Annotated in this window: 20 protein-coding genes; 8 read left to right on the top strand and 12 right to left on the bottom strand. The window is 54.9% G+C overall.

Going from position 1 to position 16,180, the window contains the following annotated elements:
- The first annotated feature begins 22 nt into the window (after positions 1-22).
- Positions 23-1,006 (top strand): aldo/keto reductase, encoded by a 984-nt coding sequence (locus FD38_RS05625; RefSeq protein WP_057732146.1) that lies wholly within the window; start codon positions 23-25, stop codon positions 1,004-1,006.
- Between the two features lie 255 nt (positions 1,007-1,261).
- Positions 1,262-2,572: an NCS2 family permease gene (locus FD38_RS05620; protein ID WP_057732143.1), complete on the top strand. Its 1,311-nt coding sequence runs from the start codon at positions 1,262-1,264 to the stop codon at positions 2,570-2,572.
- A gap of 59 nt (positions 2,573-2,631) precedes the next feature.
- Here the strand turns inward: FD38_RS05620 and FD38_RS05615 are convergent, their stop codons facing one another.
- The 5 genes from FD38_RS05615 to FD38_RS05595 form a co-directional block, all read right to left on the bottom strand.
- Positions 2,632-3,039, bottom strand: coding sequence for a hypothetical protein (locus FD38_RS05615; RefSeq protein ID WP_057732141.1), 408 nt, complete (start codon positions 3,037-3,039; stop codon positions 2,632-2,634).
- Positions 3,036-3,443 carry a hypothetical protein gene (locus FD38_RS05610; RefSeq protein WP_057732139.1) on the bottom strand — a complete coding sequence of 136 codons (408 nt, stop codon included), beginning with the start codon at positions 3,441-3,443 and terminating at the stop codon, positions 3,036-3,038. The genes FD38_RS05615 and FD38_RS05610 overlap by 4 nt, the downstream gene beginning before the upstream one ends.
- A gap of 8 nt (positions 3,444-3,451) precedes the next feature.
- Complete coding sequence (locus FD38_RS05605; RefSeq protein WP_057732137.1) at positions 3,452-3,691, bottom strand: hypothetical protein; 240 nt, start codon at positions 3,689-3,691, stop codon at positions 3,452-3,454.
- A 28-nt stretch (positions 3,692-3,719) separates the two neighbouring features.
- Positions 3,720-4,130: a hypothetical protein gene (locus tag FD38_RS05600; protein ID WP_057732135.1), complete on the bottom strand. Its 411-nt coding sequence runs from the start codon at positions 4,128-4,130 to the stop codon at positions 3,720-3,722.
- A 65-nt stretch (positions 4,131-4,195) separates the two neighbouring features.
- Positions 4,196-4,786: a TetR/AcrR family transcriptional regulator gene (locus tag FD38_RS05595; protein WP_057732133.1), complete on the bottom strand. Its 591-nt coding sequence runs from the start codon at positions 4,784-4,786 to the stop codon at positions 4,196-4,198.
- Positions 4,787-4,910: 124 nt separating this feature from the next.
- Between FD38_RS05595 and FD38_RS05590 the strand changes: the two genes are divergently transcribed.
- A complete protein-coding gene (locus tag FD38_RS05590; protein WP_057732131.1) occupies positions 4,911-5,798 on the top strand; it encodes an NAD(P)H-binding protein in 888 nt (295 codons plus the stop codon).
- 46 nt (positions 5,799-5,844) lie between these two features.
- On the opposite strand, the gene FD38_RS05585 is transcribed toward FD38_RS05590, so the two are convergent.
- The 3 genes from FD38_RS05585 to FD38_RS05575 are packed head-to-tail and all read right to left on the bottom strand — an operon-like array spanning position 5,845 to position 7,895.
- Entirely contained in the window at positions 5,845-6,351 is a 507-nt protein-coding gene (locus FD38_RS05585; protein WP_057732129.1) for a MerR family transcriptional regulator, read from the bottom strand.
- Positions 6,352-6,382: 31 nt separating this feature from the next.
- Entirely contained in the window at positions 6,383-6,889 is a 507-nt protein-coding gene (locus tag FD38_RS05580) for an SRPBCC family protein (protein ID WP_057732127.1), read from the bottom strand.
- Positions 6,890-6,905: 16 nt separating this feature from the next.
- Entirely contained in the window at positions 6,906-7,895 is a 990-nt protein-coding gene (locus FD38_RS05575) for a zinc-binding dehydrogenase (protein WP_162254316.1), read from the bottom strand.
- A 214-nt stretch (positions 7,896-8,109) separates the two neighbouring features.
- On the opposite strand from FD38_RS05575, the gene FD38_RS05570 reads away from it, so the two are divergent.
- On the top strand, positions 8,110-8,895 hold the full coding sequence (locus FD38_RS05570; RefSeq protein ID WP_057732123.1) for an alpha/beta fold hydrolase: 786 nt from the start codon (positions 8,110-8,112) through the stop codon (positions 8,893-8,895).
- Here FD38_RS05570 and FD38_RS05565 read toward each other — a convergent pair.
- The gene (locus tag FD38_RS05565; protein ID WP_057732121.1) at positions 8,892-9,836 is read right to left on the bottom strand and encodes a sugar-binding transcriptional regulator; all 945 of its coding nucleotides are present in this window, start codon (positions 9,834-9,836) and stop codon (positions 8,892-8,894) included. The genes FD38_RS05570 and FD38_RS05565 overlap by 4 nt on opposite strands.
- Before the next feature lie 155 nt (positions 9,837-9,991).
- Here FD38_RS05565 and FD38_RS05560 point away from each other — a divergent pair, with 155 nt between their 5' ends.
- From FD38_RS05560 to citG, 4 genes are all read left to right on the top strand, one after another.
- Positions 9,992-11,146 (top strand): NAD(P)-dependent malic enzyme, encoded by a 1,155-nt coding sequence (locus FD38_RS05560; RefSeq protein ID WP_057732119.1) that lies wholly within the window; start codon positions 9,992-9,994, stop codon positions 11,144-11,146.
- 610 nt (positions 11,147-11,756) lie between these two features.
- Positions 11,757-12,812 carry a [citrate (pro-3S)-lyase] ligase gene (gene citC / locus FD38_RS05555; RefSeq protein WP_057732117.1) on the top strand — a complete coding sequence of 352 codons (1,056 nt, stop codon included), beginning with the start codon at positions 11,757-11,759 and terminating at the stop codon, positions 12,810-12,812.
- Between the two features lie 17 nt (positions 12,813-12,829).
- On the top strand, positions 12,830-13,387 hold the full coding sequence (gene citX / locus FD38_RS05550; RefSeq protein WP_057732115.1) for a citrate lyase holo-[acyl-carrier protein] synthase: 558 nt from the start codon (positions 12,830-12,832) through the stop codon (positions 13,385-13,387).
- Positions 13,387-14,238 carry a triphosphoribosyl-dephospho-CoA synthase CitG gene (gene citG / locus FD38_RS05545; protein ID WP_057732113.1) on the top strand — a complete coding sequence of 284 codons (852 nt, stop codon included), beginning with the start codon at positions 13,387-13,389 and terminating at the stop codon, positions 14,236-14,238. Before citX ends, citG begins: the two co-directional genes overlap by 1 nt.
- Positions 14,239-14,299: 61 nt before the next feature.
- Here the strand turns inward: citG and FD38_RS05540 are convergent, their stop codons facing one another.
- From FD38_RS05540 to FD38_RS05530, 3 genes are all read right to left on the bottom strand, one after another.
- Positions 14,300-14,593 (bottom strand): hypothetical protein, encoded by a 294-nt coding sequence (locus FD38_RS05540; RefSeq protein ID WP_057732111.1) that lies wholly within the window; start codon positions 14,591-14,593, stop codon positions 14,300-14,302.
- Positions 14,594-14,660: 67 nt separating this feature from the next.
- A complete protein-coding gene (locus FD38_RS05535) occupies positions 14,661-15,128 on the bottom strand; it encodes a hypothetical protein (protein WP_147007846.1) in 468 nt (155 codons plus the stop codon).
- A 142-nt stretch (positions 15,129-15,270) separates the two neighbouring features.
- Complete coding sequence (locus tag FD38_RS05530; RefSeq protein ID WP_057732107.1) at positions 15,271-16,164, bottom strand: LysR family transcriptional regulator; 894 nt, start codon at positions 16,162-16,164, stop codon at positions 15,271-15,273.
- Between the last annotated feature and the right edge of the window lie 16 nt (positions 16,165-16,180).

Genomic DNA, 16,180 nt, shown 5'->3' with positions numbered 1-16,180 from the left:
TGATTAACTAGGAGGTTTTGTGATGACACATGATATGGTAACAATCGGCAAGACGGACGTTCGGACCACCCCCTTAGGCCTCGGGACTAACGCGGTGGGTGGCTACAACCTCTTCCCCGATTTGCGGGACGAAGACGGTCTGGCGCTGGTTCAAGCCGGGTTAAATCACGGGATTCAATTACTTGATACGGCCTTTGTTTACGGCATGGGTCACTCCGAAGAATTAGTCGGCCAAGCCATCCACGACTTCGATCGGCACAGCTTTACGCTCGCCACGAAAGGCGCGCAGGACTTTTCCAGTGGTGAACAAGTTATCAATAACGACCCACAGTTCTTGACCCAACAGGTTGAAACCAGTCTCAAGCGCCTCAATACCGACTATCTCGATATCTACTATATTCACTTTCCTGACAAACAAACTCCCAAGGCCGAGGCCGTGGGGGCCCTCCAGCGGCTCCGCGAACAAGGCAAGATTCGGGCCATCGGGGTCTCGAACTTTAGCCTCGACCAAATCAAAGACGCCAACGCCGACGGTTACTTAGACGTGGTCGAAGACGAATACAGTCTGCTCCACCGGGACCACGAAACCGACCTAATGCCTTACTTAAGGGACCACCAGATCAGCTTTGTGCCGTACTTCCCGTTAGCTTCCGGCCTCCTGACCGGTAAATACGACCGGACCGTTAGTTTCCCGGCCAACGACATTCGAAGCCAAATCAGTGACTTTCAGGACCCCCGCTATTCGCAGGCCCTAGACGCCGTCGACCAGGTCCGGCCGATTGCCACCGCCCACCACGCAACGGTCACCCAAGTCATCTTAGCCTGGTACATGCAAAATCCGTTAGTCAGCGTCGTAATTCCGGGCGCCAAACACGCCGACCAGGTGAGCGCCAACGCGCAGGCTTTGGACGTAACGTTAAGTCCCGATGAATATCACACCATCGACACCGCCTTTGCGGCCTTTCAGCACACCACTAACGGCAAGTCACTAGCCGATCCCGACTAGCGGCTCCGTACTGCCGACAAATCAAACCGCCCAGGATTCGCTTTTCAAGAATCCCGGGCGGTTTTTGCGTTGAGCAACGTTCCGGCTTCACCCAAATTAGCAGTTTCCGAACAATCAATTTTATATAAAAATCGTAATTCGGAATTGTAATCATTTAGTGGGTGTGATACACTACTTAAGTAAAGAGAGAACGAATAAACCCGAACTATTCAGTTAAATGTTCGGGTTTTACTATTGATTTAAGGAGTGCACAGTATGCAACGAATTGCCGAGTATTTTCACTTTAAGGAAAACGGAACGAATTTTAAGACCGAAATGCTGGCGGGGTTAACCACCTTCGTCTCCATGGCCTACATTCTGTTCGTTAACCCCCAGGTCTTAGGGGCTTCCGGTATCAACCAAGGGGCCGTGTTTACCGCGACGGCCTTTGCCTCCGCCTTCGGGTGTTTCCTAATGGGCATTCTCGCCAACTACCCCATCGCCATCTCCGCGAGTCTGGGGATCAACGCCTTCTTCGCCTACTCCGTGGTCATCGGGATGAAGGTCCCGTGGGAAACGGCCTTGGCTGGGGTGTTCGTGGCCTCCATCTTATTCATGATTTTAACGGCCTTCAAGCTGCGGGAAAAGGTGGTTGACGCCATCCCGCGTGACCTCAAAATGGCCATCAGTGCCGGGATTGGGCTGTTCATCGCCTTTATCGGTCTCAGCGAAGGGGGCATCGTGCAAGCCGACAAGTCGACCTTCCTCACGTTGGGTTCCTTACACGTCGGCAGTACCTGGTTGACCATCTTCGGGTTGCTGGTCACGTTGATTCTGATGAGTGCGCGGGTGCCCGGCGCCATCTTTATCGGGATGATTGCCAACTCGATCCTAGGTCTGGTCACCGGTTTGATTCCAATGCCTCATCAAATCATTTCCGGGGTGCCCAGCATCAGCTCAACGTTCATGGTCGGGCTGACCCACGCCGGCAGCATCAACTCGCTTCAACTGATGGTGGTGGTCCTGACCTTCTTACTGGTCACCTTCTTTGACACCACCGGGACGCTGGTCGGGTTGGCCGAACAAGCCGGCTTGGTCAAAAATAATAAGCTCCCCCGTATCGGGAAAGCCTTGATGGCCGATTCCAGTACCATGGTGGTCGGGTCTCTGTTAGGGACTTCACCAATGGGCGCCTTCGTGGAATCCTCCGCGGGGATCGCCGTGGGTGGTCGGACCGGCTTTACCGCCATCACTACCGGGGTGCTGTTCATCTTCGGGGCCTTCTTCTCCCCGTTGCTGGCCGTCGTGACCAGCCAAGTCACCGCCCCCGCCCTGATCATCGTCGGGGTCCTGATGGCCCAATCCCTAAAGAACATCCACTGGGAAAAGTTCGAAGTGGCCGCTCCTGCCTTTCTAATCGTGCTGGGCATGCCGCTGACCTACAGTATCTCCGACGGGATCGCTTTAGGGTTCATCACCTACCCGCTGACCATGATTGCCGCTAAGCGTGGCAAGGAAGTCGGCGCGATGATGTACGGGTTGGCCGTGGTCTTCGTTCTGTTCCTCTGGATTTTAAACGCTAAATAATCGGGCTACACTGCCTAAAAAAACCGGACCATCCCTGCGCGGGGTGGTCCGGCTTTACGTTATTTTCGGGGTGGTTGGTGCCGCACGATTCGATAGTAGAAAAACTCGATATCCAGTATCAGGGCCACACCACAGAGTAACATGGCGCCATCCCACAGCACGCGCCACAAGAAATCGGTGAACCACGAGCTTACCGCCCAGAAAAAGAATACATCGGGAATGGCGAACAAGACGTACGTCAAGAAGAACTCATCTAACCGGTCCGTATCGCTCTGGTGTTTCTGCCGGGTATCCCTCAGCCAGTCCCAGTAACGCGCAATGAACCAAGCGGCGCTGCTGTTGACCAATAGCGCAAAACCGGTCCAGAACAAACACATGGTTCCAGTTCCTTTGACGCCAAAGCCAAAGTACAGGGCCGCCCCAACGCCCACGACCAACCCCCATGTTAATTTTTCCGTCATTTTCATCGCCGTCGGCCCCCATCCGGGTAGCGGGCGCGAATCGCTTTAATGAATCCAGCTTCTAACAACACGAGCAACGAGTACAAGAATTGAAACGCTGCTAAAGTGCCAATGATCCCGCTGGACTGAGTCAACGGGAACCAGAAGATCAGCCCCAAAAAGATGGCGATTTCTAGCCCTAAATATGTACAAAACTCTAACGCATTACTCCGATGCTTCGCCCAGCCGTAGTCGGCCAGGGGGTGCTCTGGATCACTAATGACCAAGGCCCCATAGATATTCACCGCCAACATCACTAGCGCGAGACCGACCCGTAAGCCGAGCCCGTCGTTTTGTTGGAGAATGCTATTGGCCACCGGCAACAGGATCCCCGTGGTCAACGGGCCCCAACGTTTTAATTTTCTCCCCATAGTTCCCCCTACTTCTGTTTCGGATGCGCGTGCCGGTACCAGTGGCTCAGCGCCGTAGTGAGGGTGAAAAATAACGCGCTACCCAACGTGATGTCCGCAAACAGTTGAATGTAGTGCCACCAAAAGTACTGGCCCTGCGTCGCCAGATCCATCACGCCCTTAAGCACGAACGTCACGGGAATCGTCACGACCCACAACAGTTCCACTTGGTCGAGCACCTCACGCCAGAACAAATGATACTTAAGCATCTGATTTACCTCCGTCCCCTAAGTTCGCCTACTGGTCCTCGCGACCGCGCTTGAGTCGGCGCCGATAATCGACCTGCGTCATCCCCAAGATCCCGGTCGTGACCACCAACATCCAGCTGATAAAGTCCGCCACATGCCACAGGTTAAACGAAACATCCGTGAGCGGCGTTTTCAAGCTATCACTGATGAGCCAAAATACGCCAATGATAATGACTACCGCTAATTCTTGTAACGGGTGGAAGTTGCGTTGCCACCACTTTTGCGGGTAGGTCGGGGCGACCTTGAGGCAGAACCACAGGATGTACCCCAGGCACACCAGTAACCCCACAAAGGCGCCCACCTTAACGGGTCCCCCGTAGGCCAGGTTAAAACTGAAGAAACTGATGACGCCCAGCCCAATTATCCCGGCTAAAGCGGTCACCCAAGTTCGTCGTTGCATGTTATCCCTCCTCATTAATTAGTTTAGCATACTAACCCGTTACGGAAAAAGAGCGCTTAACGGGCTTATTGGTTCAGCCAATCTTGATAAGCCTGGGGTTGCAGGACCGCCCCCAAAATCATTTGGGTCAAGTTGACTAATCCCGCTTCGTTACTAGTCGCCAATTCGGCGTAATGGTACACCGGATCGGTCAGAAAGTATCGAATGAGATTAAGGCTATCCGATCGTAATAGTCCCCGTTGCACCCCCGCCGTTAACAGATTTTGAATCTGCTGATTGGTCGCATCCGCCGTCTTAGCTGCCAGCCCGGTCTTGAACTGCTGGTCAGCCGTTAGTAACCGAATGACCCTGGCCTCATCCGGAAAGGTCGTTGCAAAGCGGTACAGTGCGGTGATGCTGGTGGCCAATTGTGTCACTAGCGGTAGTTGTTGATCGAGCGCCGCCGTCACGGCCACACTTTGTTGATGAACCGTTGTCAGATACACTGCCGTCAATAGGTCCTGTTTATTCGCAAAGTAAATATAAAGATTAGATTGCGGCACTCCCGCCAATTTAGCCACTTTAGTGGTCGAAAAATTGGCTAGCCCGCCTTGCGCCAAAATCGTGATTGCAGCGGTAAGAATTCGTTGGTGTTTCTGTTCGTCTTTAGGTTTCATGCGCTGACTCCTCCATAAAATCTTAGTTAAATCGATTATAATCTTTGACAAAAGATAAGTCTATCTCCTATAATGAGCTCAGTTAAAAGATAGACTTATATTTTATAAAAAGGAAGCCTTACTCATGAAAATCATTTTAACCGGTTCTTTGGGCCACATCAATGCGCCCCTCGTTCAACAACTCATCGCCGCGCACCACACCGTCACCGTGATTAGTCACAATCCGCAACGCCAAGCAGCCATTACCGCATTAGGGGCCATCCCCGCTATCGGAAGCATCACCGATCAAGCCTTTCTGACCCGAACCTTCACCGGGGCCGACGCGGTTTATTTAATAATTACCAGTGCCACGGGCGGGGCCGACCTCTTCGCCGCTGGCCGCCAGCAGGCCACCATTTACGCGAATGCCGTCCGCGCTGCGGGCGTCACTCACGTGGTCAACCTTAGTAGCGTCGGGGCTAACCTCGGTCCCGAAGTGGGCTCCCTCCACATTTACAACGTAATCGAAGGCGTCTTGACTCGCCAATTGCCCGGCATGAATCTGACCTTCATTCGCCCGACCGGTATGTTTTATAATCTCTTCAGTCAGCTCACCAGCATCCGTCAACACCATGCCATCTACACCAATAGTCAGCTCGACCAACGCAACTCTTGGGTGGCGCCTGCCGATATCGCCCCGGTAGTGGCGCAAGCCCTCACGGATCCACAACCTGGCGTCACCAGTCAGTACGTTGCCAGTGATGAACGGAGTTTCACCGAAGTAGCCGCTACGTTAGGCGCCGCGCTCAATTTTCCAGACCTTCAAGCCATCCAAATTAGTGACACCACGATGCTGGCTAACCTTATTCAAGCCGGAATGCCCACCGAATTTGCGACCCAGTACGTTAAGACCACCGCTTACGAGCGCGACCACGACTTCTATGCCGACTATCAAGCGCACCATCCTGTCCTGGGTCCGACCAAACTAAGCGATTTTGCTCAGGAATTTGCCCAAGTCTACGCCCAATCATAACTAAAAAGCTCAGTCCCACCTCAATAAAGTGGTGACTGAGCTTTTCTTATCTCCGGTTACGGTAATCTCGCACGTTAGCGAAACGCCGCAATGCTTCAACTTGACCGGAAGCGCGTAAATGTTGTTCATACTGCTGGCTTAATTGAGGGTCAACCTCGTTAGTCCCCGGAACAAAATGGATTGTTTCGGTACCCGCCGCAGCGGCTGTTTGATAGTACCATTCCTTGAATTTTAGGTAACTCATCGTATCTTGAAGATCCACTATCTGTTGCCGCAGGTCCTGCTCGTGATCCCGTAACAAGTGATACCGCCGATCGATGGTCGTGTCTCCCTGAAGTCTGAGATCAATAAAGGTGGCAATATCGGCGACGGACACTCCTGCGTTTTTTAAGCAAATAATGGTCCGCATCAGATGTAAGTCGTTGTCGCTAAACTCCCGCCGACCCGCGGCGTTCCGGTGCACGAACGGTAATAATCCCGCTTTATCGTAATACCGAATCGTGTCAATCGTCACGCCTAATCGCTCCGAAACCTGACCAATACTATAGGCCATCTCGCCACTTCCTTCGTTTTCTCCGATTGTACTACAGTTGGCCCTTGGCTGCGCGAACCAACCCATCTAGCCAATTTTGATGACCGTTTAACATCGGATTAGGCGTCTGCGTAGCTAACTCTGCCGCGGGGCGCCCGACCTGAGATTCTTGGGTCAATAACCGTACCCGACCATCCGCCAACGTTTCTAATAAAAAAGCGTGGTAAACGTCAAACTGGGTAGCGGCGTCTCCGTTTTGCCAGCCGTGCCAGGCTAACCGTGCAACCCCGGCCGTGGGCGCCACTAACTCCATGACTTGGGCATCGATGGGAAAACCAAAGGTATCGAACCGGAAATGTTCCGCAAAGTGTAAGCGGCTATCATTGGAATCGTCTAACTTCACGTTCGTCGCATTGTCGTAGTAGGTTGCCCACTTAGCCGTGTCAACTAACTGTGCCCAAATAGCTTCTAAAGTGGTCCCACTGGTAATGATTTCATTAGAAACAAAATTATCGGTGGTACCTGGTAAATAATCCGTAGACCAATTAATCGTGTGCATAAGACATTCCTCCATTTTAGTGTTCATTCATGATGACTAACTTCCCTAACATCTGGTGATCACCTAGTAACCGGTGGGCTTGTCGCAGGGTTGCCGCGTTAATAGGCCCCGTCAACGTCCTGGTCCGGGTTGTCCGCACGATGCCCGCGTCTAACCACCGCTGTAAGACCGTCAATGCTTGTCCCTGGGTAGCGAGACGGTACTGGTAGTGACTCTTAGTAAACATGAGCTCCCAGTCAAAGCTGAGGGACTTCGCCTGTAACTCAACCAAATCCAAGGGAATCGTCGTTTGCGTCAGATTGACCAGGTGGCCAAATGGTCGGGCTAACGCGACAGTCTCGGTGAAATAACGGCCGGTATCGAAGAGGTTAATGGTCGCATCAACCTGTGCATACCCCGCTGCGTGAACCTGAGCTACCAAGTCTTGATGGTAGTCCAGTGGCACAGCCACCCCATGCTGTCGAAGCCAGTCAAAGTGTTGCGGACTACTCGTCGCTAGCACGGTCAGTCCCATCCGGTGGGCCACTTGTGTCAAGATTGATCCGGCGCCACCCGCCCCATTAATCACGAGGAGCGTCCCCCGTTGATTGGCCTGGTTCAAAACATACCCCAGTTTATCCGTTAAAATTTCCACGGCCGTTAACCATGTTAGGGGAAGCGCCGCGGTATCTGCCAGGCTCACCCGCGTGGGAGCTAAGGCCACTAACCGCGCATCAACAACTTGAGTTTGGGCGTAAGTTCCCGCGCGTTGCGTACTTCCGGCATACATAACTCTTGCCCCTAATTGAAGCTCTGTGACCGCTGCCCCCCGCTCGATAATCCGTCCCACGGCATCATACCCCAGAATTCGGGAATCTCCAGGACCAATGCGCGTAATCCGTTTTAAATCAATCGGATTTACTGAAATGGCCTCAATCGCCACTCGAATATCGTGAGGACCGACTGGTAAGTCCGGAACTGTCTGATCCACCAGTTTTCCTGCTGTGTTCACAACCACCGCCTGCATGGCACTCATCTCCTTTGACTAGACCCATGTTACGACCTGGAGTCGACTCCAGCACAAGTCTAATGATCAAAAAAGTTTAAAAGTTTTAAATTCCATTCAAGCATTCCCCACTAGGCCAAATCAGCATTCCTAATTTTAGAACACCCATAGCGATTTTCTCGCCCTAGGGCTTATACTAAAATCAGCATATTGCATAGAAGGAGTTTTCAAATCCATGAAATTTATGACTAGCGACCACGTGCGCCTCGACTACAGCGATACCGCCACGACCGGGCAACCCGTGGTCTTACTCACCGGCATCGGTGGCGCCAAGGAAATCTGGGCCGACCAAATCACCTGGCTGAGCACCCACGGCTACCGGGTCTTGGCCCTCGACGCCCGCAACCAGGGCGCCTCGCAACACACCGTTAAGGGCCGGCGGATGACCCGCCACGCCCTCGACCTGCACGAGTTTATCACCGAGCTGGGCTTAGACCGCCCCCTATTGATGGGTAATTCGATGGGGGCCGCCACCCTGTGGGCCTACGTGTCCCTGTTTGGCGACGGCGATTTAGCCGGCCTCGTGGACGTCGACCAGAGTCCCAAGATGATCAACGACGACACCTGGTCCTTCGGCTTTACCGACCTGACCTGGGACACCTTCCCCACCCTGTTGAAATTCCCGTTGGGCTCAGCGACCTTCACCCACATCGCCGACGCAACTTACGCGGACGTCAAAAAGGCTGAGGCCGGTCACCCTTACGATGCCGAACTCAACCTACCGTTCCTATTAGACCACGCGTTTCAGGATTGGCGCGATATCGTCGCGCTCCTCCACGTGCCCTTTTTGATCATTGCTGGTGAAAAGTCTCCCTATTTTAATCCGCAATTTGCGGCGGTCACGGCCAACCTCGCCGCCAACGGCCACAGTGTGGTCATCCCCAACAGCGGCCACATCGTGATGGCCGAACAACCCGCGGCCTTTAATCGGGCCTTGGGCGAATTTTTCCAAACGCTCTAAACGTCGGCCGCCAAGATCCGTTGGGCAATCGCCTCGTTTAACACGATGTCCGTGACCAGCTTGCCCCGTAAGGCACCCAGGGCTGCATCGGTCTTGAACTTGTTACGGATCACGCCCAACCGGCGCGGCGTCCGCAACAGCTGGTCGAGCGGTAACCCGACCGTTTTGTCGGCGCCCTGGTTCAAGAAGTTGCCGTCAATATCGTAGGGCCGACCGTACAGGATGCCGGCGATGCGGTCGGCGGGCACGTTCGGAAAGATGGTGCCGTAGTGTTCCTGCCAAACCGGAATCGACTCGATGGAAGCCAACGTGCCGAAGCCGCAGAACAATGCGTCCATCTGTGCGGCCTGGGTAAACGCTGGTTTCAACGCCGGTTCCTGCGGTAACGCCGCGCGAATCTGGTCGTTGATCACGTATAACGGGCTGGCCAACGTGACGTAGTGACTGCCGTAACGGGCCGCGGCCTTCTCCACCATTTGCCGGGTGCCGGCCACCGAACTGTACTTCATATTGTCGCCGACGAACTGGGTAAACGTCAGGTCGTTACGAATCTTACCGTTTAATTGGTCGATAATGCTAAAGACCGTGCTGCCCCAGGCCACGCCGACCACGTGCGCGTGTTCGATCAGCGTCTGGACCTGCATCGCGGCGTACTGCACGATATTGTCCGCATCTTCCGCCGGGTTCTCGGCGTTGAACAAAATTGCCACGTTAGGAATGTCGAAACGGCGCTTGAATTCGGCCTCAAGGGCCACGTTCCGGGCGATTGGGTCGTTGACGGAAATGGTGACCACCCCACTCTTCAAGGCCTCATCCAGGTGCTTGGTGATTAAATAACGACTTAAATGGTACTTAGTGGATAGATCGGCAATCGAGAGCTGGGACAAATAGTAGTCCTGGGCAATCAAAGCCAACAACTTCTGGTGCGAAATATCGTCCATGTGGCGTTTCCTCCTATACGAATTTTAGCTTGTACGTTGATTTTACCACAGAATACGTTTTGATAAATGCAAAAATAATTGGTATTTTTTGAATTTTGTAAAAAATCAGCGTATGCTAGAGAAGACTTAAAATTCGGAAAGAAGGACGTCAGAATATGGCTGATTTAAACGAAATCATCAAATTACACGAACGCGCAACGGGGGTCTTGGACATCAGCTCCGAACTGCCCGTTAAAAACGCCGCCGACCTCGGCAAGGCCTACACGCCTGGCGTCGCGGGCATCTCGAAGCTCATCGCCGCGCAACCCGAGATGAAGCGCAAGTTAACCCTCAGTGGGAAGCTGGTGGCCGTGGTCACCGACGGCTCCGCGGTCCTGGGTCTCGGTAATATCGGCCCGGCCGGGGGTCTTCCCGTGGTTGAAGGCAAGTCGTTACTTTACAAGGACTTAGCGGGCGTCAACGCCCTGCCCATCGCCGTCGACCAGGTGCCCGTCGACGAATTCGTCGCGACCATTAAAAACACGGCCAAGAGTTTTGCCGGAATTCACCTAGAAGACATCGCGGCGCCACGGTGTTTTGAAATCGAAGATAAATTGAAACAGGCCCTCGACATCCCCGTCTACCACGACGATCAGGAAGGCACCGCCATCGTAGTTTTAGCCGGTCTGATCAACGCCGCCAAGGTGGCTGGTAAGGCCTTAGCCGACCTCAAAGTCGTGGTCAACGGTGTCGGGGCTTCCGGCATCGCCACGGCCAAACTCCTTTACGCCGCGGGGATCCATCACCTGACCTTGGTTGATAAGCTCGGTCTGGTTACGCCCAACGATACCGACTACAACGCCTACCAACGCGGTTTAGCCCAACAAGTCGGTGAGACCAGAGCGGCCAAAACGCCACTGGCCGACGTGATGGCCGACCAAGACGCCTTTATCGGCTTGTCCGACGCCCACGTCTTGACCGGCGCCGACGTCGACCACATGGCCGCCGACCCGATCATCTTTGCGTTGGCTAACCCGGTTCCCGAAATCGACCCACAGGAGGCCCACGACCACCACGTCGGCGTCATGGCTACCGGTTCGAGTCAGTATCCTAACCAGGTCAACAACATTCTGGTCTTCCCCGGCTTGTTCTCCGGCCTGTTAGCGTCCGGCTTGACCGCCGTGAACGCCGACCTGGAAGCCAGCGTGGCGCACGCCTTAGCGGGCATGATCGCCCAACCGACCGCCGACAAGATTATCCCTAGCGTCTTCGATGACGGTGTCGTATCTACGGTCACCGCCGCGGTCGAGGCGTTTGCGCAAAAAGACTAATTTAGAGTATTCAGCGCCTCCGGGCCAGTCAGAAATGGGCTGGAACGGAGTGGACACGGCTTCAAGCCCATAGTTCAGGTCTTGAAGACCGGCCTTTGTCTAGGCTGGCAAGAGACGCCAGCCAACACAAATTTCACTCCTGAGCCCATTTCTGACTGGCCCTCCAGCTTACATGAGTCATAACAATAACTAAACTGGATTCTTTTCGGTAAAAGGTAATGGATGTCGGTGATTGAATTTTAAGACAGACTCTAAACTAGTATTTCTATTCTTTTAGAGTATTCCCGCTAACTAAAATTAACAAAACACTAGTTAGCGCTGACTATCATTATGTATAGAAGTCTTCCCATTCGCTAACGTTACATTAAAATACTATTTTATAATCTATGTTCAACGTACAACCTGGAGGCGAGCAGGGGCTCAGCCAGCGAAATTATTCTTGGCCGGGGAATTTTCCCGACCTAGAATAAGGCCAATCTTCAAAACTCGCGATTTTTGCGAGGTTCGAAGTTGTGCCCGCAGGCGGTCCAAATGTTCGCCCCTGAGCGCCGGAAGGTGACCAGTTTCATCTTCACTATTCACTCATTCATCTAAGAAAGGGGCTTGCCCGATGCAACCCGAGATCATTGACCTGTATTTAAGCGACGCCGCCACCCGTAAAGAGTGGCAGGGTCTGCTCACCGACCTGGGCATCACCAACTTCGCCGCCAGCGAAACGGCCCACCTGGACCACACTATCGGCATCTACGAGGGTGACAAGCTGGTGGCCACCGGTTCCACGGCCGGCAACGTCATCAAGTACGTGGGGGCCTGCCACAAGAACAGCGAGGCTGGGGCCTACTTCAACGCCATCATTTCCGCGCTCCTAAACGACCTCGCGCAACGCCAAATCTTCCACGTCTTCGTCTTTACTAAGCCGAAATACGTGGCCAGCTTCGAGTACGTCGGCTTCCACGCTTTGGCCCAGACCGACAGCGGTGCCATCCTGGAAACCGGCGATACCGGTGTCCAAGACTACGTGGCCGCCCTTCCCAAGATTGAACACCAGGATCAAGCCAAGGTCGCCGGCATCGTGATGAACGCCAACCCGTTCACCCTGGGCCACCGCTACCTGATTGAGACCGCCGCTAAAGAAAACGACCTGGTCTACGTCTTCGTGGTCAATACCGACGCGTCCCTGTTTACCACGGCCGAACGCCAGCAACTGGTCACGGCCGGCACCGCCGATTTACCTAACGTGCGCGTGGTCAACGGGAGCGACTACATGGTCAGTTACGCGACCTTCCCGGCCTATTTCTTACCCACGCCGGAAGCCGCGATTCGGTTCCAGACGCAGCTGGACGCCCAACTGTTCAAAACGCAGATTGCCCAACCGTTGAACCTAACCACCCGCTACCTGGGCAGCGAACCGTTCTCCAAAACCACGGGCATCTATAACCACGTCTTACAGGAAATCTTGCCACCGGCAGTTGCCGTGAAGATCGTTGACCGTAAAGCCGTTAACGATCAGCCCATCACGGCCACGGCGGTCCGGCAAGCCATCGCCGATAATGTCGTTGATACTGTGGCGGCTAGCTTACCGGCCACCACGTTACAGTTCATTCAAGCTCACCTGACCATGCTGCAGGCCCGCATCCAAGCCGGTCAACGCATCGCCGGGAACTAAGAAAGGAAGTTTTGGTGATGCCTAACGCCACCTTTGCCACCGGGGACCCGCAAGACATCCCCGCCGTTCTCGCCAACAAGGACCACCGCGCGGCCCTGCAACACCACCTGGTCACCACTTATCCAGACCAGGCCGTCTTGGCGCTGAAGCTCAACATCCCCGGCCCCATCAAAAACAACGCCCGGTTGACGGCCACGTTTAACGCCGGACTGACGGCCTTTGATCAGGTCTTACATGACCATGCGCTAGCCTACCAGTTGGTCGAGCAATGGGATCACCCGACCGGCCCGGAAGCCTTTTTACGCAGTCCCGCCGCGGCCACCACGTTAAAGGCCGTCGCCGTTAACTTCGAGGATCACCACCCGCTAGGTCGGCTCTTCGACATCGATGTGCTGACCAGCCAACAGCCCGGCCCCCTGAGTCGCCAAGACAGCGGCTTACCGGTACGCCGCTGCTTTATCTGCGATCAGCCGGCCAAAGTCTGCGCCCGGTCGCGGGCCCACAGCGTCGCCGAGTTACAGGCGGCCATCGACCACACCATCACTACCTACTTTGACGAACAGGAGACCGACTAATGCCCACTCGTGACCCCGCCGTTTTAAACGCGACCCGCGCTCTACTCTACGAGGTGTCCGTCACCCCCAAGCCGGGGCTGGTGGACCCGGCCGACGTGGGCCCGCACCCCGACATGGACGTCTTCACCTTCATCGACAGTGCCACGGCCTTAGAAGACTACTGGACGACCTGCTTTGCGTTAGGCCAAGCCTTCACCGGCGCAGCGTTACCGGACCTCTTTCGCCAGCTGCGCCCGGCCGGAGTCGCCGCCGAAACCGCCATGTTTCACGCGACCCACGGCGTTAACACCCACAAGGGCGCGGTCTTTTCCCTGGGCGTCATCGTAGCGGCCGCGGGGTATCAGACCCAAGCGGCACCCTACGCGACCGACCAAACCCTGGCGGTGGTGCGCGCCATGCTTGACGGCCTGACCGCTAACGACTTTGCGGGGCTGGACCAGAAGCCAGCCGACCAACTCACCGCCGGGGAACGCCAGTACCTGAAGTACGGAACTACCGGCATCCGCGGTCAAGCCGAAGCCGGCTTCCCGGTGGTCGCCACCGTGAGCCTGCCCTACCTGCGTCAGAGTCGAGGGACCCGGACGCAGCGCCTGTTAAACACCCTGATGACCATCGTGGCCCACACCGCCGATAGCAATCTGATTAAGCGTGCGGGGACCGCCACCATCGTTCCCTGGGCCCAGGAAACGGCCCAAGCGATTCTGGACGCGGGCGGGTGCCAAACGCCGGCCGGTCAAGCCCAACTTACCCAGATGAACCGCAGCTTTAAGGCTAAAAATCTCAGTCTGGGTGGGTCGGCCGACCTGCTGATTTTAACGATCTACTTCGGATTAATGGAACAAATCCTTTAATCAAAAAATGGCCTCACCAACGGTTTTAAACCGGTTGGTGGGGTCATTTTTAAATTGAATTCTAATAGCCCGCTTCATGGTACTGCCGCCCAATTTGGCGTTCCAGCGCTAAGAGCTTTAACGGGTTCAACCGCCGCAGCTGTGCGGAATCGTACCGTAAGACCAGCTGATTGGTACCAACCTCTTCGGCCGCTTGCACCCCGTTCAGGCCCAATAAGGTGGCCTGGACGGCTTGCCGCAGGGCTGGTTGGTGCGGCCACACCGCCGAGGTCAGCACGATCTGACCGTGGTCGGGGTGTTGCAACTCAATTTGATATTTCTGCAGATACCGGGCGAACAACTCTTCTGGAGCCATACCGGCCACCTCCTGGGATAAGTTGTCCTTAGTGTGCCAGAGGTGCCCATAAAACGCAACAACTAAACTAGTGCCGCCACCGCAACCAAGCCCGCTTCGCCCAGTGCCCCGCTAGCAATATCGGCCCCAATAGCAACAAGATGAACGTGACCCACAGGTGCTCGCAGAACACGTAGAGGGGATTCAAGATGTCGTCGGTGGTCTGTGTGTTACCGGACATGTACAGCCACGGATTAGCCTGTAACCCGCTGGGCGTCCACTTCCGGGCCGTATGGTGTTGGGCAAGGTCCCGCTCGTGGAAGGCCAAGGCCCGGTTCTTATACGATTCCATTCGTTCGTCGTCCTTGCTGTACAGGTTCGCGTACCACTGCCGCAGCCACGGGTAACCCACCAACCAGCTCACGAATACCCAGATAGTGAACGGCCCCAACGGCAGCTGCCACCCCTGCGCCGTGTGCCGAAGATTCCAGGTCAACAGCAGTGCCATGATGACCACGCTTTTCGCTAAATTCCATATGTATTGTCGCAGCCGCATTCGATCACGCCCTTTGAAATTATCCTGATTATAGGCTACCCTCCCGAAAATACAAGTGACAACCCGCGCGTCACCCCAGCATTTTCTATCAAAAAGACCGTTTACCAGCCAACGCCAGTAAACGGTCTTTGAACGATTTCAATTAAGCTTCATGATGGTGGCGCAAACCGAACAACACGCTGATGAACTCCCGTTGAATCTCGTTAGGTAGGAAGTTTTTGCGCACGACCAGCGACATGTTGAAGCGGTCAGCGACCGGATCACTCAGGCGCAGAGCCACGACTTTATCGCTGGCGTGAATGGTGTCGCCTACAATCAGGCTGACACCGAACCCGGAGGCCACTAGCGCCTTGATCAGCGAGATGTTCGGGGTGTTATACACGATGCGCGGGTCAAACCCCGCAAACTGACTGTAGTCGCGCAACGCCTGGGGATGGACGAACTTCCCCGTCAACGAGATAAAGTTCTCGTTAGCCAGTTCGGCAAACGCAATTCGCTTGCGGGTCGCCAGTCGGTGTTCCGGACTGACGATCGCCCGAAATTCGTGGGCCCCCAATAGCGTGGCGTCCAGCCCCCGTTCGTTGAGCGGGCGGACCGACCCCAGCAGGGCCACGTCGATTTTACCGGCGAGCAATTCCTGAAGCAGGTACCCGGACCCCATTTCCAAGGTCTCCACGTACTTCAACAAACCGCGGGAAAATAGTTCCCCGGCCACCAACGGAAACCACAGGGTCCCGATGATGGGTGGCATGCCGAAACGAATCGTGGATTGGTCCGCGCGTTGGACTTCGCTGTGGGCGAGATCCAAATCCTTTAACACCATCTGCGCACGCTGATAGAGCATCAACCCCGGTCGGGTGATGGTCAACGTGTTATGCGCGCGGTCGCGTTGGACCAACGTGGCGTTAAATTCCGTCTCCAGTCGCTTGACCGCCACCGTAATGGTGGGTTGGCTGACCGAGAAACGCGCGGCAACGGCGGTGTAGTTCTTCAACTCCACCAACGCTGAGAAATAGGCTAAGTCCCGTGTATTCACTATGCTGCCCCCATCT

The sequence above is a fragment of the Levilactobacillus zymae DSM 19395 genome (assembly GCF_001434115.1).
Taxonomy (GTDB): domain Bacteria; phylum Bacillota; class Bacilli; order Lactobacillales; family Lactobacillaceae; genus Levilactobacillus; species Levilactobacillus zymae.
This window is presented reverse-complemented; position numbering and strand designations above follow the sequence as displayed.